Source organism: Novosphingobium sp. Sphag1I, from assembly GCF_056279125.1.
On the sequence record NZ_JBWBQS010000007.1, the window covers coordinates 207,856 to 227,062 of the forward strand.

Consider the following 19,207-nt stretch of genomic DNA (forward strand, 5'->3'; position numbering starts at 1 on the left):
CACCGATTCGGTGGGCGGGGGCGTGGGTTGCCGGGCCTTTAGGGGAGTTTGAAGAGGTATGAAAGGGAAGGTGCGAGAGTCATCACCTTCGCCTTACCCCGTCATCCGCGCATCAACGTGGAATATCGACGTAATCCAGCTTTTTCAAAGCCACCATCATCGGCCCTTCATATTCGGCCGGGGTGGACAGCGATCCGAGCGCCCAGCCGAGGATGTCGACGTCTTCTTCATCGATCAGCTTTTCAAACCAGACGAGTTCTTCCTCGTCCCATTTGGCGTGGAAAGCGTCGAAGAAGCCGCCGATCATGTAATCGGCCTCACGCGTGCCGCGATGCCATGCGCGATAGTGCAGGCGCTTGAGGCGGGCTTCGCGGGCGGGGTCAATAGAGTCGGTCATGGGTGCCTCGGTTAGGGCAGGCGGGGCCGCAGATCAATGCCTGATGCGACCCCTTTTGCCGTCACTTCCCGCGAAGATGGGCCAGAATTTCGGGCGCCTTTGCCTCGCCCAGATCCTTGGCCAATTCACCCAGCAGCGCAGCCTCCAGCCCTTTGGTATAGGCCTTGCGCAATTCGCCAAGGCTGCGCGGGGCGGCAATCACCACGAGGTGTTCGATGCGGCGGCTCTGAACCTCCTGTGCCAGATATTCGATGGCGGCGGTGGCATGGGCGTCATGGGCCATGGTGATGGTCGAGCCGTGATGGCTGCCGCCCGAATGGTTGTGCGTGTCCAGACGCGGCGCATCGGTTTCGGCCAGTTCCGGGCTGGCTTCATCGCCGGTATTGCGGAACAGGCGGAAATTGCGGGCGTCAATCACGGCGATCACTGTACCATGGGGCAGAAGCATCTTTGTCTCCTTTATCCGGCCGGTGTTGTCGGCCGGTAAGGGCACCCAAGGCCGATTTGCCGCGCCATTCCATGCGCAAGGTCAAATCGGGCGCGACAAAATTGAGGAGTGGCACGTTTTGTTCCATGCGCTAATAGCCTGTGCATGCGTCCCGATTTGCTCAACCCCCTGTTTGTCGAGGCCGATGGCCTCAAAGGTGTAGGGCCGAACTTGGCCCGTCCGCTCGAAAAGCTGGGGCTGAAACGGATCCGTGATTTCATCTATCACCTGCCGGACCGTTTCGTGCATCGCCGCGCCATCTCCGATCTGGACGAGGGCAGCGTGGGCGAGCAGGTCGTGGTGGCGCTGACCCCGGTGGAATATCGTGGCGGGCCATCGCCCAAGGCGCCGTTCCGCGTGATGGCCGAAGATGCGAAGGGCAATCTTTGCACGCTGGCCTATTTCGGGCGCAATGCGGGCTGGGCGAAAAAACAATTGCCTTTGGGCGAGAAGCGCTGGGTGGCCGGGCGGCTGGATCAGTTCGGGGCGAATTTGCAAATCGTCCATCCCGACCATGTGAACCCGGAAGGCGCGGCCATGCTGGGACAACTGGCCGAGGCGATCTATCCATTGTCGGACGGTCTGACACAGGGCCGCATGGCGGCGCTGGTGCAACAGGCGCTGACCCATGCGCCCGAATTGCCCGAATGGTGCGAGCCGGGCGTTGTGGACCGCATGAACTGGCCGCGCTGGCGTGAGGCTTTGACGCAGGCGCACAGGGACGAGCACAAGGAGGCGCGCGACCGGCTGGCCTATGACGAATTGCTGGCCAATTCTCTGGCGTTGATGTTGGTGCGGGCCAGCAATCGCCGGGCGCAGGGGCAGGCTCTACGCGGGGATGGGCGGTTGCGCGGGGCGTTGAAACTGCCCTTTGCTCTTACCGGGGCGCAGAGCAGGGCGATTGCCGAGATTGAGGGCGATCTGGCGCAATCGGCGCCCATGCTGCGTCTGCTTCAGGGCGATGTCGGGTCAGGCAAGACCGTGGTGGCGCTCGAAAGCCTGCTGATCGCGGTGGAGGCGGGGGCGCAGGGGGCCTTGCTGGCCCCGACCGAAATCCTTGCGCGTCAGCATTTTGAGACGTTGCGCCGGATGGCCGCGCCCACAGGTGTCAACATCGCGCTCTATACCGGGCGGGACAAAGGCCGCGCGCGCGAATCGATCCTGATGGGATTGATGGATGGCAGTATCGACATCGTGATCGGCACCCATGCGATCTTTCAGGACGCGGTGGTCTATCGCAATCTGGGCCTTGTGGTGATTGACGAACAGCACCGCTTTGGCGTGGGACAGCGCCTGATGCTGACGCAAAAGGGCAAGGGCACGCATTGCCTGGCCATGACCGCCACGCCGATCCCGCGCACGTTGACGCTGGCGCAATATGGCGAGATGGATGTGAGCCGTCTGGACGAATTGCCGCCGGGGCGTCAGGCGATCGACACGCGCGTGGTGGCGCAGGAACGCTTGGGCGATGTGGTCGAAGCCTTGGCCCGCCATTTCGCCACTGGCCAGCAGGCCTATTGGGTTTGCCCCATGGTGCGCGAGAGCGAGGTGGCCGACCTTGCCGCTGCCGAGGAGCGGCACGAGATGCTCTCGTTGCGTTTTGGCGAGGATGCCGTGCTGGTCCATGGCCAGATGAAGCCTGAGCAGAAAGACGCCGCGATGGAACGTTTTGCCAGCGGGCAGGCGAAATTGCTGGTGGCAACCACGGTGATTGAGGTGGGTGTGGACGTGCCCAACGCCACGCTGATGGTGATTGAGCAGGCCGAGCGGTTTGGGTTGGCCCAATTGCATCAGTTGCGCGGGCGCGTGGGGCGGGGCAGCGAGAAATCGACCTGTTTGCTCCTGCGCGGGGAAACGCTTTCGGAGGTTTCTCGCGAAAGACTGGCGCTGATGCGCGAAACGCAGGATGGCTTTCGGCTGGCCGAGGAGGATTTGCGTTTGCGCGGCGGGGGCGAATTGCTGGGCACGCGCCAGTCGGGGGATACGCCGTTTCGCGTGGCCTCGTTGGATCAGATTACGCGTCTGTTGCCGATCGCGCATGATGACGCCCGCTTGCTGATCGAGCGGGATGGGGGATTGACGGGCGAGCGAGGTGCAGCGGCACGTGTGTTGCTCTATCTGTTTGAGCGGGATTGGGGTGTGCAATTGTTGCGGGGCGGATAGTTTTGCCTTCGGCGGGTTAAGGGCGGGGGCCCTTAACAATCCCGATATTGTCAGCGTTACGCCTCGCTGATTGGATGGCGCAAGGTTTCACCGCCGGAGGCTATAAATTAAGCCGTTTCGCGGAAATGGTGTTTCGTGGCCGACAAAGTGCGACCCCAGTAACGGGATTGCAAAGGGACAAGTCCCTTGCCCGCCGGAGGCAAAACCCCCCTATAAAATCCCCAAAACCTCGGCCACCGGCGTCAACGCGCCCTTGCCCGAAAACCAGCTGACCAGATTATCCACCACCAGTTGCCCCATCGCCTCGCGGGTGCGTACCGAACCTGATCCGATATGCGGCAACAGGACAAGCCCCGGATGGTCGATCAACTCTTGCGGAACTCGCGGTTCATCCTCGAACACATCAAGGCCCGCGGTCAGGATTTTGCCTTCGCGCAGCGCCGCGATCAGGGCCTGCGTATCGACCACGCTGCCGCGCGCCACGTTGATCAGGATGCCGCCCGGGCCGAGTGCCTCCAGCACCTGTGCGTTTACCGTGTGACGCGTTGCCGCCCCGCCGGGGATCAGCACGATCAGCACATCGACCGCCTTGGCCAAAGCCAGAGGCGTGGGGTAATAGGCGTAAGGCACGTCCTGCGGCTTGCGCCCGCAATAGGCGATGTCGACCGCAAAGCCTTCGAGGCGCCGTGCCACCGCCTTGCCAATGTCGCCAAGGCCAAGGATGCCGACGCGGCGACTGCGCAGCGATGCGGACAATGGAAAGGACCGTTCCAGCCATTGTCCGGTGCGCAAATGGCGCTCGGCCGCCGGGATCTGGCGAATCGTGGCAAGGAGGAGGCCCAGCGCCAGATCGGCGGTTTCCTCGGTCAGGACGCCGGGCGTGTTGGTGACGACAACGCGACGGGCAAGGGCGGCATCGACATCAATATTGTCATAGCCCACGCCAAAACTGGCGATGATTTCGGCCTTGGGCAGATGGTTGAGCAGGTCTTCGCCCACCCGACCGTACAGTGTCGAGGTGGCAATTCCACGAATTCGCGGCCCAACTTCGCGCAGGAATGCTTCTTTGTCCGAAGCCTCCCACAAGTGATGGGTGGTAAATCGATTGCCCAATTGGGCAATGACCAAGGGCATCATTGGGGCGGTAATCAGTATATCTTTATTTTGCATGGTTTTTCCCATGGAACGCCCCGCCGCAATGCCATGGATAGCTCGCGTTTGCAGCATGAAATTTTGTTTTGCAGTTGAAAATGGTGCAATCATGCGCTAACCATCGTCTGTCGGACACGAGGCCCAATGACGATTGATCGTCGGGATGGCTTCGGTTGCGATCTGCAGGCGGGACGACATCTCTTGTTCAGGGTGGAGTCCACATAATGAAAGCACACAAGAATTTCCGCGCGCTGGCTGGTCTTGCCGGTATTGCTCTGACGCTGAGCGCGCAGGCTGCCAAGGCTGAAGACGCCGCTGCGCCCAAGGAATTCACCGTCACCGGCAGCGCGGCTCTGGTCAGCGATTATCGTCTGCGTGGCGTTTCGCAGTCGGATCGTGGCAAAGCGCTTCAGGCTGGTGTTACCGTCACCCACAAGAGCGGCTTTTACGGCAGCCTCTGGTCGTCGAACCTGGCCGGTTGGGGCACGTTTGGCGGTCCGAACCTCGAACTCGACGTGATCGGCGGCTATGCCAAGGCTGTTGGCCCGGTGACGATTGACGCCGGTCTGACCTGGTACATGTATCCCGATGGTGCGGCCAAGACCGACTTTGGCGAACCCTATGTCAAGGTTTCGGGCGCGGTTGGCCCTGTCAGCTATCTGGCCGGTGTTGCCTATGCTCCCAAGCAGAAGGCTTTGGGCAACTATTCGAACACCTCGTACAGCTATGGTCAGGCCTATGACAATCTGTACCTGTGGGGCGACACGTCCTATGTCATTCCCTCGACCAAGCTGAAGCTCAAGGGTCACCTCGGCTATTCAAAGGGTAACCCCGGCCTTGGCCCGAACGGTACCTCGGTTGCGCCGACCGGTTCGTATTGGGACTGGCAGCTGGGCGCCGAATATCCGGTTGGCCCGTTCACGTTTAGCGCTTCGTGGGTCGACACCGACATCACCGACGCCAAGGCTGCCTATCTTCAGCCCAACTTCTCGGTCCAGAACGGCCGTCTGGCTGGCAAGAGCATTGCCGGCAGCACCGCTGTCTTCTCGGTCAGCGTGGGCTTCTGATCCGGCCTGCGGGCGCTTTCATGAGGGATCGCGCCCGCAAGAACGGATGACATGAAAAAGCGCGGGGAGGGCAACCTTCCCGCGCTTTTGTCATTTGAAGCCGGTTACTTTTTCAGGCCGATTTCGCGCAGGCGTTCCTGAAGATAATCGTCGGCCGTGATCGATACCGGATAGCGATCCGGGTTTTCCGGCGTGATGCACTGTTCCAGCGTCTTGAACGGAAAATCGCTGCGCAGATGCAGGAAGAAGGGCATCGAATAGCGGCTGTGGGCGGCGCGTTCGGCGTCCGGGTTGCGGACGCGATGCGTCGTGCTGGGCAGGACGTGGTTGGTCAGGCGTTGCAACATGTCGCCAATGTTGATGACGATGGCGCCTTCGGGCGGGGCCACGCCGACCCAGCGGCCATCCTTGGTCAGCAGTTCAAGCCCGGCTTCCTGCGCGCCCAGCAACAGGGTGATGAGGTTGATGTCCTCATGCGCGCCGGCACGAATCGCACCGCCTTCGGCATCGGCAACGGGGGGATAGTGCAGCAGGCGCATCACCGAATTGCCGTCCTCGATTGCCGGATCGAACCAGCCTTCGTCCAGCCCCAGATGCAGCGCGATGCGCGACAGAATGGTGGCGCCTGCCTTGTCAAATTCGGCATAGAGGCGCGTAAAGACGTCCTGAAAGCCTTCGGGCGAATCGGGCCATACGTTGGGCGGCATGCTGCTGGCCAGCGGCGAATCGGCGGGAACATCGCGCCCGACATGCCAGAATTCCTTCAGGTCATGCAGCTTTGCGCCCTTGGCAATCTCGGTTTTGAACGGGGTATAGCCGCGCGCGCCGCCGATGCCGGGAATAAAATACTTGCGCTTTTCCTCTTCGGGCATGGCAAAGAATTGCGCGGTCAGGGCCCATGCCTGATCAATCAATGCCGAATCGATGCCGTGATCCTTGACCAGCGCAAAGCCATATTCGCGGAAAGACGCGCCAATCGCGCGGGCAAAATCATCCGGGCTGTCGGACAGCGAAAGAACGGGAAGTTTGGCAAGATCCATGGGTGGTTCCGTGTTGTAACAGGCGCTAAAGGAGCGCCATCCATGAAGCCTTCTTAGGCGATCCGAGGCGAGGACGCATGACCAAAATCAAATCCTATTGGCTGATGAAGTCGGAACCGGACGCCTATTCCTATGACGATCTGGTCAAGGAAGGCGAAGGTACGTGGGACGGGGTGCGCAACCATCGCGCCGCCAACAATATGCGCGCGATGCAACCGGGCGATCTGGCCTTTTTCTACCATTCGAACATCGGGCTGGAAATCGTGGGGATAATGGAGATCAGCCAGTCGGGCCTGACCGATCCGTCGGATGAAACGGGCCGCTGGGCCTGTGTGAAGGTAAAGCCGGTGCGCAAGTTGAAGCGCCCGGTGACGCTCAAGCAGATCAAGAGTGATGCAGTGTTGGCCGAGATCGAAATGCTGCGCCTTTCGCGCCTGTCGGTCAGCGCGATCACGCCCGCCGAATGGGACTATATCATCGGTCTTTCAGAGGCTTGATCGACCGCACGTCCTGTCCCGATCTGGGGCAGGGCGACCGCGTCCCAAATGGGGACGTCTTAACCATTGCGGTACGCTTTCGTAATGGTGAACAAATTCTTAAACCAGCCGCATGAGACGTTCGCTGGTTCTGGGTGACGAGAGCGCCCATCATCCCTTTCTGCAAACCTTGCCCCCGCATGTGCGGGTCGGACAGGTGATTGCATGCCGTGATGGCGATATGACGCAGGACGCGCCGCAGAAGGCCGCAGCCGACTGGGTCAAGCGCCACGCCCATGCCGCGCCCCACACGGTTATGGCCCGGCTGCGCCATTGGCGCGGGGCCGTAACGATGCAGGACGCGCGCGATTTCCTGCTGGCTTATTGCGCCTGTTTCGTGGCGGTGATGGCCTTTATCGCCTGATGCGCGGCAGGGCGGCTTGCCTTATTTAAAGGGACGCGGCCCGCCGTTGATGTCCGCTTCCTTTTCCGCCCGGACCAGCAGCACCGCCAGCCATGCCGAAATCAGGCACATGGCCGCCGAAATCAGCACCAGATCGACAATCTCGACCCCTGCGGCGCCAAGGCCCACGGCAATGGCCGCGCCCACCACCATCGCGCCGGAGTTTACGACATTGTTGGCGGCAATGGTGCGCGCGGTTTGCGATTTATCGACGATGGTGGTCAGGAACGCATAAAGCGGCACGACAAACATCCCGCCCGCCACCGCAATCCCGCCCAGCGTGAGCAGCAGAACCGGCGTCAGGGGATGATGCATGAATTCGCCAATGCTCATCAAATGGCCATCAGGCGTCGGGGCAAAGCGGGTGCAGACCTGTTGAAACGCCACCACGAACAACGCCATGATCAGCACCGAGGGTGGCGAATAACGGGCCGAAACCTTGCCTTTCAGCAGCGCGTTGATCGACACCGAACCCAGCGCCACACCGATGGAAAAGATCACGAGGAACAGGCTGGCGACTTCTTTGCTGGCGCACAAAACGCGTTTGGCCAGCAGCGGGAATTCGATGAACAGCACCGCGCCCACGGTCCAGAAAAAGCTGATCGACGCAATCGCCAGAAACACGCGGCGATCATGCATGGTGTTCTTCACCAGTTGCACCGAGGCGCGCAGGATATGGAAATCCAGCGGCTGGGCCGCTTCCTGCGGCGGCGCAGCGGGCACCGACAGGCAAGTGGCATAGCCGATAAGCGCGGTCGCCAGCACCCCGCCTGCCGCCCATTCCACCGGGATGAAACCGGCCAGAATCGTGCCTGCCAGAATGGCAATATAGGTGCCTGCCTCGACAAGGCCCGTACCGGCCAGCACTTCCTCAGATTTGAGATGTTGAGGCAGGATCGCATATTTGATCGGGCCAAAAAACGTCGAGTGAATGCCCATGCCCAGCAAGGCGAGCAGGATCAGCGGCATGGCCACCGGCATCAACAGGATGTTTTCCCAAGGCGCCAGAATGCCGTGCTTGGCCTGCCAGGCGATGACCAACCCCGCGCCGCCCGCCAGCATGATGAGGATTTCGGCCAGTTTTACCCATCGGATAATCTGCGCCTTGTCCCGCATGTCGGCCAATTGCCCGGCCAGAGCGGAGAGCACGAAAAAGGGCACGATAAACAGGGCCGATGCCACCGCCGAGAAGATCGCCTCGGATTTTTCCGAGTTGAACACGCCGTAAACCACAAAGAACACCGCTGCATTCTTGTAGAGATTGTCGTTGAACGCGCCCAGCAATTGCGTTGCGAACAGAGGCAGAAAGCGCCGCCGCCGCAACAGGTGGGTGGATGTGGTCATGCTGTCTTATCGATCCTTGTTGTGCGCGCAGTCCTAGCGAAACGCACGGAAGGGGCAAGGGGGGATGGTATCGTTTGATAATTGATCGTGGTTTGAACATTCAACGGGCCCGCTTGAGATAAATCGCGCAAGGCTTTTGCCAACCTTGTTTGCCGAGTCTTTTTTGCGTTGCGGTTAAAGGCTATGGCGATTCGGTCATGCTCACATTGCCCAACTTGCTCACCCTTTCCCGAATCGTCACCGTGCCCGTGTTGGTCTGGCTGCTGTGGTGGCCCGAATGGACCGCCGGCTATGCGCTGGCCTTTGGTGTGTACAGCCTGATGGGCATCACCGATTATTTCGACGGCTATCTGGCGCGTGCTCAAGGAGCGGTCAGCAAGCTGGGCATTTTCCTCGATCCTATCGCGGACAAGATCATGGTGGCGGCGGTCATTCTGGTGCTGACGGCCAAGGGGGTTTTGACCGGACCCTATGTGGGCGAATTGCATGTGGTGGCGGGGCTGATCATTCTGCTGCGCGAAATTGCGGTTTCCGGCCTGCGCGAATTTCTGGGCGGGATTCAGGTTTCGGTGCCGGTCTCGAAACTGGCCAAATGGAAAACGACTTTTCAGATCCTGTGCCTTGGCGCGCTGATTCTGGGCCGGGCGATGCCCTGGTGGCAGGTTGATCTGGGCGGGTTTGTCGTCAATTTGCCCCATACGGTGGGTCTGACCACATTGTGGGCGGCGGCGGGTCTGACGATGATCACGGGCTGGGATTATCTGCGTGTGGGTTTGAAACACATGGATTGACGGGGCGGATTTACGCCGCCCCATTCCGCCGTTTAACGAACCCAGCGGCAGACCCGCTTGGTGTGATGTTTGTAATGCACCACCTTGCAAACCTTGTGCGGGTGGCGATGCGGATAGCGGCGCGGGTGCGCGTCCGCCGTGGGGGCGGCCAGAGTGGCGGCGGCAAGAACGCTGAGCGTGGCGGCGATGAAACGCATGGGTGTCTCCTCCAAATGACCGGAACTTCCAGCCTTTTGAACAAGGCGCCCCTGCAAAGGTTCCCTCAAACCTCGCTGCGATAACGGTCGGGCCGGTGCCAGACCAGCACCACGCCATTCATCATCAGCGCCGCCACCAGCGACCAGAAACCCCGTTGCAGCCCCAGCACCGCAAAGGCGGATGACACGATCACCGCGTCTATCACCATGCAGACCGCGCCGAAATGCCACCCCTTCCATTGCGAGAGCCAGCGCGCAAAGACCGCCAGTCCGCCAACCCCCGTGGCATGGCGCGTCACGGCCAGAATGCCGATACCCAGCGCCGTTCCCCCGACAATCGCCGCCATGGGCATGGTGATGCGCGCAATGACCATATTGTCCGCCACCACATCGACCAACAGCATGATCGCCAGCGTCGCCACACAGGTGCGCAAAATATAGGGCGTGCCCAACCGCGACCAGAACAGCGCAAAGATCGGCAGGTTGATCCATGTAAACAGGCTGCCCGGAGGATAGGGCAGGATATAGGAGAGCAGCAGCGCCACCCCGGCCACGCCGCCTGTGATCAGCCGCGCCTCATGCAGCAGGTGCAGGCCAAGACTGATCAACAGACAGCCGTTGGCGATGCCGAAGATATCCTCGACAAGCGTATGGGGCACAGCCCGGGGTGGAGCGGATTCGGCAAGAGGCTCTGTCATGATGTTTCGCAATCATGACATAATATTACGCGCCCCGCAATATGGATTACCCCGCGCGCAATTCCTCGGCCAGCATCCGAAATTCCTCGGATCGCGGCGATTGGCGGCGCCAGATCAGCGCGATTTCGCGATTGGCGCTGTCCGAACGCAGGGGGCGGGCCACCACATTCGTCCCGTTCAAAATCCCGGCATCCAGCGCCATTTCCGGCAACATGGTCAGCCCCAGCCCATTGTCCACCATCTGTACCAGCGTATGCAGCGAAGTGCCGATCATCGTGGCCGAAGCGCGCAATTCCGGGCGGTTACACGCGGCCAGCGCATGTTCTTTCAGGCAATGCCCATCCTCCAGCAACAGCAAGCGGTTTTCATCGATCAGATCCGGGCTGATTTCGGCGGGCGGGTCGCGCGGGTCATCCTTGGGAAAGGCGACGAAGAGCGCGTCGAGTTCGATCGTCTCTTTCTCCACCTCTCCGGTGGGAAAGGGCAGGGCCAAAAGCACGCAATCGGCGCGCCCGTGATGAAGCGATTCGATGGCCTGCGCGCTGGGTTCCTCGCGCAGGAACAGTTTGAGATTGGGCCTTTCGCGCCGCAACCGGGGCAACATGCGGGGCAACAGGAATGGCGCAATCGTCGGGATCACGCTCATCCGCATCTCGCCCGAAAGAGGTTGGGCGGATGAATGGATAAGGTCGGACAATTCCTCCGCCTCGCGCAGGATGCGGTGGGATTTTGCCACCACCGCATTGCCCAGCGGCGTAAAGCGCACATTGCGCTTTGTCCGTTCCACCAGCACCACGCCCAGCAACGTTTCCAGATCGCGCAAGCCCGCCGAAAGCGTCGATTGCGACACAAAGCACGCCTCTGCCGCACGGCCAAAATGGCCATGTTCATGCAGCGCGACCAGATATTGCAGCTGTTTCAGCGTGGGCTGATAGACGCTCATTCTTCTTCGCCTGCCTCTTGCAGCGGTGCTTCCTCATCGGCCACCGGCAGGATGGCTTCCGGGTTGGCCTCGCGCATATCGCCATGCAATTCATCGACATGGGTCATTTTCAACCGCCCATTGACCACCGCAAAGGCCAGCTTGCCTTCGACCAGATCCAATGCATCGCGGCCAAACACGCCATAGCGCCAGCCTTCCAGAACGCTCACGCCCTTGCGCACGCCCGCGGCCAGAAGTTCCAGATCGTCGCTGCGAGCCAGCAGGCGCGCGGCCACGTCAATTTCCCGCGCCCGGATTTTCAGCAACAGCTTGAGCAGATCGGCCACCAGCGCGCCTTCCTTGCCCAGCGGGGCGCCGCGCGGCGTCTTGGGCGGCATTTCCGCCTCGGTCAAAGGCTGTGCATCGGTCAGAGTCTGCATCAGGCGTTTGCCGATGTCATTGTCCTTCCACCCGGCGGAAAGGCCGCGCACCTTGGCCAGATCGGCCTGGGTTTTGGGCGGATGGCTGGCAATATCGGCCAGCGTTTCATCGCGCGCGATGCGGCCGCGCGGGATGTTCTTGTCCTGCGCCTCATATTCGCGCCACGCGGCAATGGCGCGCAAACGGCCCAGCATCGCCGGATTGCGCCCGGCCGCCTTGATTTTGAGCCATGCATTTTGCGCATCATTGCGGTAATTTTCGGGATCGGCCAGACGCTCCATTTCCGCATCCAGCCATTGCCCACGCTCGGTCTTGATCAGGCGTTTCAGGATCTTGGGGAAAATCTTGGCCAGATGGGTGACGTCGCCAATCGCATATTCGATCTGCCGCTCGGTCAAGGGGCGGCGGCTCCAGTCTGTAAAGCGCGCGCCCTTGTCGATCACCAGACCCAGCCAGCTTTCGACCAGATTGGAATAGCCGATCTGTTCGCTCTGGCTGATGGCCATCATCGCGATCTGGGTGTCGAAAATCGGGTGAGGGGTCTTGCCCGTCAGATTGTAGATGATTTCCACATCTTGACCGCCCGCGTGAAAGATTTTCAGCACGTCTTCATTGTCCACCAACAGGTCGAGCAGCGGGGACAGGTCAAGGTCGGGCGCCTTGGGGTCAATCGCGGCGGCTTCATTGGCGTCCGCTATCTGGATCAGACAGAGTTCGGGCCAATAGGTGCTCTCGCGCATGAATTCGGTATCGACGCAGACGAAATCAGCTTTGGACAGACGGCTGCAAAGATCGGCCAGCGCGTCCGAAGTGGTGATCAGCTTATGAATCTTCATCGGCTTCTTTTCTATGCGCCAACCCTTATGGGATGGCTTGAGGGTTGGCCCGGATGCGGGCCGGAGCCTGCCAACAGCGCGAAAACGCATATCAGCGGGCGGTTTTGGGCCGGTCTTCGGCCCTGTCGGCTTGACAAAAGCGCGGCCATCGCCTGTTAGCCGCGCATCAACCTGTCCAGCAATGGGCAGGATTCCCCTATCCCTGCCCGATTGGCGCAAGAATGGAAAGAGTTGTCATGTCCTCGCCCAACACACAGGCGCATCCGTATCGCTCGCATACGTGCGGCGCGCTCAATTCGGACGCCGTGGGTCAGAATGTCCGCCTCTCTGGCTGGGTCCATCGCAAGCGTGACCATGGCGGCGTGCTGTTCGTTGACCTGCGCGACCATTACGGCATCACGCAAATCGTGGCCGACAGCGATTCGGCGGCTCTGCCCGTGCTGGAATCCCTGCGCGTGGAAAGCGTCGTGACGATCAACGGCACCGTCAAGGCCCGCAGCGAAGGCACCGTGAACCCGAACCTGCCCACCGGCAGCATCGAAGTGTTCGCCCGTGAAGCCGTCGTGCTGTCGCGCGCCGAGGAACTGCCGATGCCGGTGGCCGGTGAGCAGGAATATCCCGAAGAAATCCGCCTCAAGTATCGCTTCCTCGACCTGCGCCGCGAAACGCTGCATGCCAATATCGTGAAGCGTACCAAGGTCATTTCCTCGATGCGCCGCGCGATGGAAGACATCGGTTTTACCGAATATTCGACGCCGATCCTGACTGCGTCGTCGCCTGAAGGTGCGCGCGACTTCCTCGTGCCCAGCCGTATCCACCCCGGCACCTTCTTCGCGCTGCCGCAGGCGCCGCAGCAGTATAAGCAATTGCTGATGGTGGCCGGTTTCGACCGCTATTTCCAGATCGCCCCCTGCTTCCGCGACGAAGATCCGCGGGCGGATCGTCTGCCGGGCGAATTCTACCAGCTTGACCTCGAAATGAGCTTTGTCACGCAGGAAGAAGTCTGGGAAACGATGGAGCCGGTGATCGGCGGCATCTTTGAAAAGTTTGCCGAGGGCCGCAGCGTGACCCCGATCGGCAGCTTCCCGCGCATTGCCTATGACGATGCGATCCTGCGCTATGGCAGCGACAAGCCCGACCTGCGCAACCCGATCCTGATTTCGGACGTGTCGCATCACTTCACGACCAGCGGCTTTGGCCTGTTTGAAAAGATCGTCGGCACAGGCGGCGTGGTTCGCGCCATTCCGGCCCCGAACACGGCGGACAAGAGCCGCAAGTTCTTTGACGAAATGAACGAATGGGCGCGCAGCGAAGGCCATGCCGGCCTTGGCTATGTCACCCGCAAGGGCGGCGAATTTGGCGGTCCCATCGCCAAGAACCACGGCACCGAGGGCATGGAAAAGCTCTATGCCGAACTGGGCCTTGGCGCGGACGATGGCCTGTTCTTTGCCGCGGGCAAGGCCGATCAGGCCGCCAAGTTGGCAGGCGCGGCGCGCACCCGCGTCGGTACGCTGCTGAACCTGATCGACGAGAACAAGTTCGAACTTTGCTGGATCGTCGACTTCCCCTTCTTTGAGGAAGGCGAAGAACCGGGCAGCATCGATTTCGCCCACAACCCGTTCTCCATGCCGCAGGGCGGGATTGAGGCGCTGACCGATGGGCGCGATCCGCTCTCGATCAAGGCGTTCCAGTATGACCTCGTCTGCAACGGCTTTGAAATCGCTTCGGGCTCGATCCGTAACCAGCACCCCGACCTGATGGTCAAGGCGTTCGAAACGGTGGGCCTTTCCAAGCAGGACGTGGAAGACCGCTTTGGCGGCATGTACCGCGCGTTCCAATATGGCGCGCCGCCGCATGGCGGGATGGCGGCCGGTGTCGACCGCATCGTCATGCTGATCTGCGGCGCCCAGAACCTGCGCGAGATCACGCTGTTCCCGATGAACCAGCGCGCCGAAGACCTGCTGATGAACGCTCCGGCCCCGGCCAGCCTCAAGCAGCTTCGCGAGCTTCACATCCGCGTGGTGGAACAGCCCAAGGGCTGATCGGCAACATAAATTGCGGTTCAAACGAAGGACTGGTCGAGCGCAATGCGTTCGGCCAGTCCTTCGTTTTTGGTCCATTACAGAATCTCCTGCGACAGGGGGCATTGCAGGGGATGGTCGTCACATCGGGCTGATTTTGCGGACTTTGCGCCATGGATCGTTGGGGTCGTTGGGATCGTCAAAAAAAAGCAGGATCTGGCGCACAAGGCCCATGTCGCGATGAAAAAGAACGAATCGCCCCATTTCGCCGCCCACGGGACGCAAGGTTGGCACCAGCCAGACCAGGGTTTTCATGCTATGCCAAATTCGCATCGCGTTAAAATCAGCGCAAACACCGGCTGAGCAGGGCCTCAATCGCGATGGGATGTGGGTTGCAACCACCTTGATGTGCAATCTCGCTTGCCAGTCCGCCCGCCACCCATTAGGGGCGCGCATTGAGTTTCACAATTTCGCCGCTTTTCGTAAGGGGAATATCATGAGCACCATCGAGGCGCAGGTTAAGAAGATCGTTGTCGAACACCTCGGCGTTGAGGAAGACAAGGTCGTGGCCGATGCCAGCTTCATCGACGATCTGGGCGCTGACTCGCTCGACATCGTTGAGCTGGTGATGGCTTTCGAAGAAGAATTCGGCGTTGAAATCCCGGACGATGCCGCGGAAAAGATCGCCACCGTGAATGACGCCATCGCCTTCATCGAGGCGAACAAGGGCTGATTTTGCCAAAGGCCCAATGGGGCTGACCCTTCTGTCCGCGAAGAGGCAGGATGGTGTCGCCCCCTTGGACCTGCGCTGATCGGGGGGTGGTTTCGGCCTCCTTCTGACGGCGCTGACCTTTTTTGGGTCATAATCAGGCCCGGTCCGCATATCGGGCCGGGCTTGCTTGTTGTCAGGCATTTGTCCAGAATACGCAGCCTTTGGGTCGCTGTTAGTTGCCGCCATGACGGATCGGATTGATCTGCCGATGCGGTAGAGGGAGAATCAAGAATGCGTCGTGTTGTCGTCACCGGGCTTGGTCTGGTCACCCCGCTGGGCGCTGATGTGGAAACCGCCTGGGCGAATATCCTTGCCAGCAAGTCGGGCGCGGGACGGATCACCAAGTTCGATACCGAAGGCCACAAATGCCTTATCGCCTGCGAAGTGAAGCCGGCGGACCATGAATATGGTTTTGACCCCAACAAGCGCGTGGACCACAAGGTTCAGCGTCAGGTAGATCCGTTCATCGTTTTCGGCATCGATGCGGCTGGTCAGGCTCTGGAAGACGCCGGTCTTGTCGACGCTCCCGAAGAGATGCGCCTGCGCATGGGCTGCTCGATCGGCAGCGGCATCGGCGGTTTGCCGGGAATCGAAAGCGAATCGCTGGTGCTGGCCAACAAGGGGCCGGGCCGTGTTTCGCCGCATTTCGTGCATGGCCGCCTGATCAATCTGATCTCGGGTCAGGTTTCGATCAAGTATGGCCTGATGGGGCCGAATCACGCTGTTGTGACGGCTTGCTCGACCGGCGCGCACTCGATCGGTGACGCGGCGCGCATGATCCGTGACGATGATGCCGACATCATGCTGGCCGGCGGCGCGGAATCGACCGTGTGCCCGATCGGCATTGCCGGCTTTGCTCAGGCCAAGGCGCTCAACTGCAGCTATAATGATCGGCCCGAACAGGCCAGCCGCCCCTATGACAAGGACCGCGACGGTTTCGTTATGGGCGAAGGCGCGGGCGTCGTCGTTCTGGAAGAATACGAGCACGCCAAGGCGCGCGGCGCGAAGATCTATGCCGAAGTCGTCGGCTATGGTCTGTCGGGCGATGCCTATCACGTGACGGCTCCGCATCCGGAAGGTTCGGGTGCCTATCGTTCGATGGAAATGGCGCTGAAGAAGGCGGGCATGACGCCGGCTGACATCGACTATGTCAACGCGCATGGCACCTCGACCATGGCCGACACGATCGAACTGGCGTCGGTCAAGCGTCTGTTTGGCGATGAAATCGCCAATGTGTCGATGTCCTCGACCAAGAGCGCTATCGGCCACCTTCTGGGCGGCGCGGGTGCTGTGGAAACGATCTTCTGCATTCTGGCCATCCGTGACCAGATCGTGCCCCCGACGCTCAATCTGGACAATCCGGATGAAGGCACCGAAGGCGTCGATCTGGTTCCCCATGTGGCCAAGAAGCGCAAGGTGCGCGCCGCGCTGAACAACAGCTTCGGCTTTGGCGGCACCAATGCCAGCGTCATCGTGAAGGCGTTCGAAGAGTAAGCAGGATAGACAGGGACGGGGGCTTGCCAACGCCAGCCTCTGTCCCCACCTGTTAAGGGTATGAGATGGCGGGCGCCTTTGGCGGCTCGCCTGATTTTACATCTGGCATCAGAAAGAAAGAGCCGCAGCGGCCATGAAGAAACCCGTCCTCATCGTCCTTGGCGCGGCGGCGCTGGCCATTGGCGCCCCGGTGGTCAGCCTGTTGCATGGTTGGTACGGTGCGGGGCCTTTGCCGCAGGATCGCGCTTTTACCGTGCCTGATGGCGCGGGACTGACGGTGGTGGCGGCCAAGTTGCAACGCGAAGGGGCGATCTATTCCGCCCGCGCGCTGCGTTTCCATGCGAAATTGATGCGGGCCGGGGGCGGGATCAAGGCGGGCGAATTCCTGTTGCCCAAGGGGGCCAGCGAGCAGCAGATTCTGGCGATCATTACCGGCGATCAGGTGCTGCGCCGTTTCGTGACCATTGCCGAGGGTCTGCCCTCGATCATGGTCAAGGAAAAGCTGATGGCCAATCCTGACCTTGTCGGCGCCATAGAGGCCCCGAAGGAGGGCAGCGTGCTGCCCGACACCTATGACATCAAGAAGGGTGCCACGCGGGCTTCTGTGGTCGCCACGATGCAGGCGGCGATGACCAAGGTTCTGGCCGATGAATGGGCCGCGCGCAGCCCTGATACCGTCGCCAAGACGCCGGAGGAGGCGCTGACGCTGGCCTCGATCGTCGAAAAGGAAACCGGCAAGCCCGAAGAGCGCGCCATGGTCGCGGGCCTCTATTCGAACCGCCTGCGCCAACACATCATGCTTCAGGCCGACCCGACGATCATCTATCCCATCACGCAGGGCAAGCCGCTGGGCCGCCGCATCAAGCAGAGCGAAATTGCGGCCAAGAATGATTACAACACCTATTCGATGATCGGTCTGCCCAAAGGGCCGATCACCAATCCGGGGCGCGATTCGATCCACGCCGTGCTGCACCCGGCCAAGACGCAGGCGCTCTATATGGTGGCCGATGGCACCAAGGGCCACGCCTTTGCCAACACGCTTGAAGAGCATAACAAGAATGTCGAACGTTGGTTCGCCATCCGTCGCCAGCGCGGCGAAATTTAAGCGATGTGGTCGCGGCGGCCTGTCGCCTGTGCATAGGCCGTCGAACCCAGCGCCACGATAAAGATGAGCGCGGGAAAGGCGATCACGTCGGCTCCCTTGACCGCGACCAGCGGAGACAGCACCAGCGCATAGCTGAACTGCACGACGACGCCCAGCGTGGAGGCGGCAAACAGCCAGACCGCCGCCTGCTTTTGCATCAACAGCGCCACCGCGCCCGCCAGCCCGCTCCACGTCGCAATGGCATAGGCGGCCCAGGCCCAGATCGGCATTGCCTGCCAGACTTCCATCTGCACCTTGTCGCCCTGCGCCAATTGTTCGGGGTTGGCGCTGATCTGAAGCGCCCACATGGCCACGCCCATCGCATTCCACGCCAAAAGCGCAATGGCGATGAAGCGTTGCTGTCCGGCTGTCTTGGCCATGTGGCAGTCTCCCCTGTTTTAAAGGGAATGTGACAGAGGGCGCGAGGCTTCGCAAGCGGCCGCGGCAGGGGCGGGCGCCTGCGTAACGACAGGCGCACGAAGTGGGCGCGGAAAAAAATTCAAAAAAAATGCAATGGCCTGTTGACGCCTCCGCCAGTCGTGGCTATTCGCGCCGCCTGCACCGGGCAATGGTGACCGACAAGGTCGCTGCCAGTCATGGGGCGGAGTAGCTCAGCAGGTTAGAGCAGCGGAATCATAATCCGCGTGTCGGGGGTTCGAGTCCCTCCTCCGCTACCAAGACGTACAACCCCTTAGGCCTTGTATTCTGGCGGTTTTCCGCCGTTATCGAGGTGGTGAGCAGGCCCAATCAGACCAAGCCCCCAATTGCCTACCCAGTCAAATCTGGACAGATTCAGACTGGTTTGGACAGCTCTTGTGTCATGATTTGTGTCATCGTTTTATCGCCTCGCGTTAGTCGAGGTTACCATGGGAAAAGCCCAGAATTTCAGTCCTTCGAGCCTTGATGGGCTCAGCTCCGGAAGGGTTGCCGACCCTCTTGTTCCGGGACTTTGTGTCAGCGTTTCGGCTTCGGGCCGGAAAACCTGGTTATTTCGACGCAGAGTGGCGCGTTCGGGCGCGATTGTGACGCTGACGCTGGGGACCTTCCCGGCCTATACGATACCGGCAGCCCGAGCATGGGCTACGGAGCTGAACGCGGCAATTGAGCGGGGGGATGATCCCCGGGTTCTCAAGCGCGCTGAGGAGGCCCGGCAGGCGCTCACAGTGGCCAAGGCCCATGCGATCTACATGGAGGCCATGCGCCGCGGTGGACTTGTAACGGATTTGTGCCGGTCACCTGAGCGTTTTATGCTCGCAACAGGAGACCGACGAGATGATGAAGCATAGTGAAGATTTTAAGCGA

21 protein-coding genes and 1 tRNA gene are annotated in these 19,207 nt (G+C 60.8%); 11 read left to right on the forward strand and 11 right to left on the reverse strand.

Features of this window, described 5'->3' with window-relative positions; all coding sequences use genetic code 11:
* Positions 1-112 precede the first annotated feature (112 nt).
* Both ACZ9HU_RS10485 and ACZ9HU_RS10490 read right to left on the reverse strand, forming a co-directional pair.
* Positions 113-397: an FAD assembly factor SdhE gene (locus tag ACZ9HU_RS10485; protein ID WP_476104762.1), complete on the reverse strand. Its 285-nt coding sequence runs from the start codon at positions 395-397 to the stop codon at positions 113-115.
* Between the two features lie 61 nt (positions 398-458).
* Positions 459-845, reverse strand: a complete 387-nt coding sequence (locus tag ACZ9HU_RS10490; RefSeq protein WP_476104764.1) for a host attachment protein — start codon at positions 843-845, stop codon at positions 459-461.
* 144 nt (positions 846-989) lie between these two features.
* Between ACZ9HU_RS10490 and recG the strand changes: the two genes are divergently transcribed.
* Positions 990-3,047: an ATP-dependent DNA helicase RecG gene (gene recG, locus ACZ9HU_RS10495; protein ID WP_476104765.1), complete on the forward strand. Its 2,058-nt coding sequence runs from the start codon at positions 990-992 to the stop codon at positions 3,045-3,047.
* Between the two features lie 210 nt (positions 3,048-3,257).
* Here recG and ACZ9HU_RS10500 read toward each other — a convergent pair whose 3' ends face one another.
* The gene (locus tag ACZ9HU_RS10500; protein WP_476104766.1) at positions 3,258-4,274 is read right to left on the reverse strand and encodes a 2-hydroxyacid dehydrogenase; all 1,017 of its coding nucleotides are present in this window, start codon (positions 4,272-4,274) and stop codon (positions 3,258-3,260) included.
* Between the two features lie 149 nt (positions 4,275-4,423).
* Between ACZ9HU_RS10500 and ACZ9HU_RS10505 the strand changes: the two genes are divergently transcribed.
* Positions 4,424-5,266 carry a TorF family putative porin gene (locus ACZ9HU_RS10505; RefSeq protein WP_476104768.1) on the forward strand — a complete coding sequence of 281 codons (843 nt, stop codon included), beginning with the start codon at positions 4,424-4,426 and terminating at the stop codon, positions 5,264-5,266.
* Positions 5,267-5,370: 104 nt separating this feature from the next.
* Here the strand turns inward: ACZ9HU_RS10505 and ACZ9HU_RS10510 are convergent, their stop codons facing one another.
* Positions 5,371-6,306, reverse strand: coding sequence for an isopenicillin N synthase family dioxygenase (locus tag ACZ9HU_RS10510; protein WP_476104770.1), 936 nt, complete (start codon positions 6,304-6,306; stop codon positions 5,371-5,373).
* Positions 6,307-6,383: 77 nt separating this feature from the next.
* Between ACZ9HU_RS10510 and ACZ9HU_RS10515 the strand changes: the two genes are divergently transcribed.
* Both ACZ9HU_RS10515 and ACZ9HU_RS10520 read left to right on the forward strand, forming a co-directional pair.
* A complete protein-coding gene (locus ACZ9HU_RS10515; protein ID WP_476104771.1) occupies positions 6,384-6,803 on the forward strand; it encodes an EVE domain-containing protein in 420 nt (139 codons plus the stop codon).
* A gap of 112 nt (positions 6,804-6,915) precedes the next feature.
* Entirely contained in the window at positions 6,916-7,206 is a 291-nt protein-coding gene (locus ACZ9HU_RS10520; RefSeq protein ID WP_476104772.1) for a hypothetical protein, read from the forward strand.
* A 21-nt stretch (positions 7,207-7,227) separates the two neighbouring features.
* On the opposite strand, the gene ACZ9HU_RS10525 is transcribed toward ACZ9HU_RS10520, so the two are convergent.
* Positions 7,228-8,589: an MFS transporter gene (locus tag ACZ9HU_RS10525; RefSeq protein WP_476104773.1), complete on the reverse strand. Its 1,362-nt coding sequence runs from the start codon at positions 8,587-8,589 to the stop codon at positions 7,228-7,230.
* Between the two features lie 197 nt (positions 8,590-8,786).
* Between ACZ9HU_RS10525 and pgsA the strand changes: the two genes are divergently transcribed.
* Positions 8,787-9,380: a CDP-diacylglycerol--glycerol-3-phosphate 3-phosphatidyltransferase gene (pgsA, locus tag ACZ9HU_RS10530; protein WP_476104775.1), complete on the forward strand. Its 594-nt coding sequence runs from the start codon at positions 8,787-8,789 to the stop codon at positions 9,378-9,380.
* Positions 9,381-9,412: 32 nt separating this feature from the next.
* Here the strand turns inward: pgsA and ACZ9HU_RS10535 are convergent, their stop codons facing one another.
* The 4 genes from ACZ9HU_RS10535 to rnd form a co-directional block, all read right to left on the reverse strand.
* On the reverse strand, positions 9,413-9,577 hold the full coding sequence (locus ACZ9HU_RS10535) for a hypothetical protein (protein ID WP_476104776.1): 165 nt from the start codon (positions 9,575-9,577) through the stop codon (positions 9,413-9,415).
* A gap of 65 nt (positions 9,578-9,642) precedes the next feature.
* Complete coding sequence (locus tag ACZ9HU_RS10540) at positions 9,643-10,236, reverse strand: YitT family protein (RefSeq protein ID WP_476104778.1); 594 nt, start codon at positions 10,234-10,236, stop codon at positions 9,643-9,645.
* 85 nt (positions 10,237-10,321) lie between these two features.
* On the reverse strand, positions 10,322-11,218 hold the full coding sequence (locus ACZ9HU_RS10545; protein ID WP_476104780.1) for a hydrogen peroxide-inducible genes activator: 897 nt from the start codon (positions 11,216-11,218) through the stop codon (positions 10,322-10,324).
* A complete protein-coding gene (gene rnd / locus ACZ9HU_RS10550; protein WP_476104782.1) occupies positions 11,215-12,474 on the reverse strand; it encodes a ribonuclease D in 1,260 nt (419 codons plus the stop codon). The genes ACZ9HU_RS10545 and rnd overlap by 4 nt, the downstream gene beginning before the upstream one ends.
* Before the next feature lie 236 nt (positions 12,475-12,710).
* On the opposite strand from rnd, the gene aspS reads away from it, so the two are divergent.
* Positions 12,711-14,516, forward strand: coding sequence for an aspartate--tRNA ligase (gene aspS / locus ACZ9HU_RS10555; RefSeq protein WP_476104784.1), 1,806 nt, complete (start codon positions 12,711-12,713; stop codon positions 14,514-14,516).
* A gap of 120 nt (positions 14,517-14,636) precedes the next feature.
* Here aspS and ACZ9HU_RS10560 read toward each other — a convergent pair whose 3' ends face one another.
* A complete protein-coding gene (locus ACZ9HU_RS10560; protein WP_476104787.1) occupies positions 14,637-14,951 on the reverse strand; it encodes a hypothetical protein in 315 nt (104 codons plus the stop codon).
* A 40-nt stretch (positions 14,952-14,991) separates the two neighbouring features.
* On the opposite strand from ACZ9HU_RS10560, the gene ACZ9HU_RS10565 reads away from it, so the two are divergent.
* The 3 genes from ACZ9HU_RS10565 to mltG all read left to right on the forward strand — a co-directional run bounded on the left by ACZ9HU_RS10565 (position 14,992) and on the right by mltG (position 17,866).
* Positions 14,992-15,228, forward strand: a complete 237-nt coding sequence (locus ACZ9HU_RS10565; protein WP_168603874.1) for an acyl carrier protein — start codon at positions 14,992-14,994, stop codon at positions 15,226-15,228.
* A 270-nt stretch (positions 15,229-15,498) separates the two neighbouring features.
* The gene (gene fabF, locus ACZ9HU_RS10570; RefSeq protein WP_476104789.1) at positions 15,499-16,761 is read left to right on the forward strand and encodes a beta-ketoacyl-ACP synthase II; all 1,263 of its coding nucleotides are present in this window, start codon (positions 15,499-15,501) and stop codon (positions 16,759-16,761) included.
* A 133-nt stretch (positions 16,762-16,894) separates the two neighbouring features.
* Positions 16,895-17,866, forward strand: a complete 972-nt coding sequence (mltG, locus tag ACZ9HU_RS10575; RefSeq protein WP_476104791.1) for an endolytic transglycosylase MltG — start codon at positions 16,895-16,897, stop codon at positions 17,864-17,866.
* Here mltG and ACZ9HU_RS10580 read toward each other — a convergent pair.
* Positions 17,863-18,285: a sugar transporter gene (locus ACZ9HU_RS10580; protein WP_476104792.1), complete on the reverse strand. Its 423-nt coding sequence runs from the start codon at positions 18,283-18,285 to the stop codon at positions 17,863-17,865. The genes mltG and ACZ9HU_RS10580 overlap by 4 nt on opposite strands.
* Positions 18,286-18,505: 220 nt before the next feature.
* On the opposite strand from ACZ9HU_RS10580, the gene ACZ9HU_RS10585 reads away from it, so the two are divergent.
* Positions 18,506-18,582 (forward strand) — tRNA-Met (locus ACZ9HU_RS10585).
* Positions 18,583-18,771: 189 nt separating this feature from the next.
* Positions 18,772-19,191: an Arm DNA-binding domain-containing protein gene (locus ACZ9HU_RS10590; RefSeq protein WP_476104793.1), complete on the forward strand. Its 420-nt coding sequence runs from the start codon at positions 18,772-18,774 to the stop codon at positions 19,189-19,191.
* The last annotated feature ends 16 nt before the right edge of the window (positions 19,192-19,207 follow it).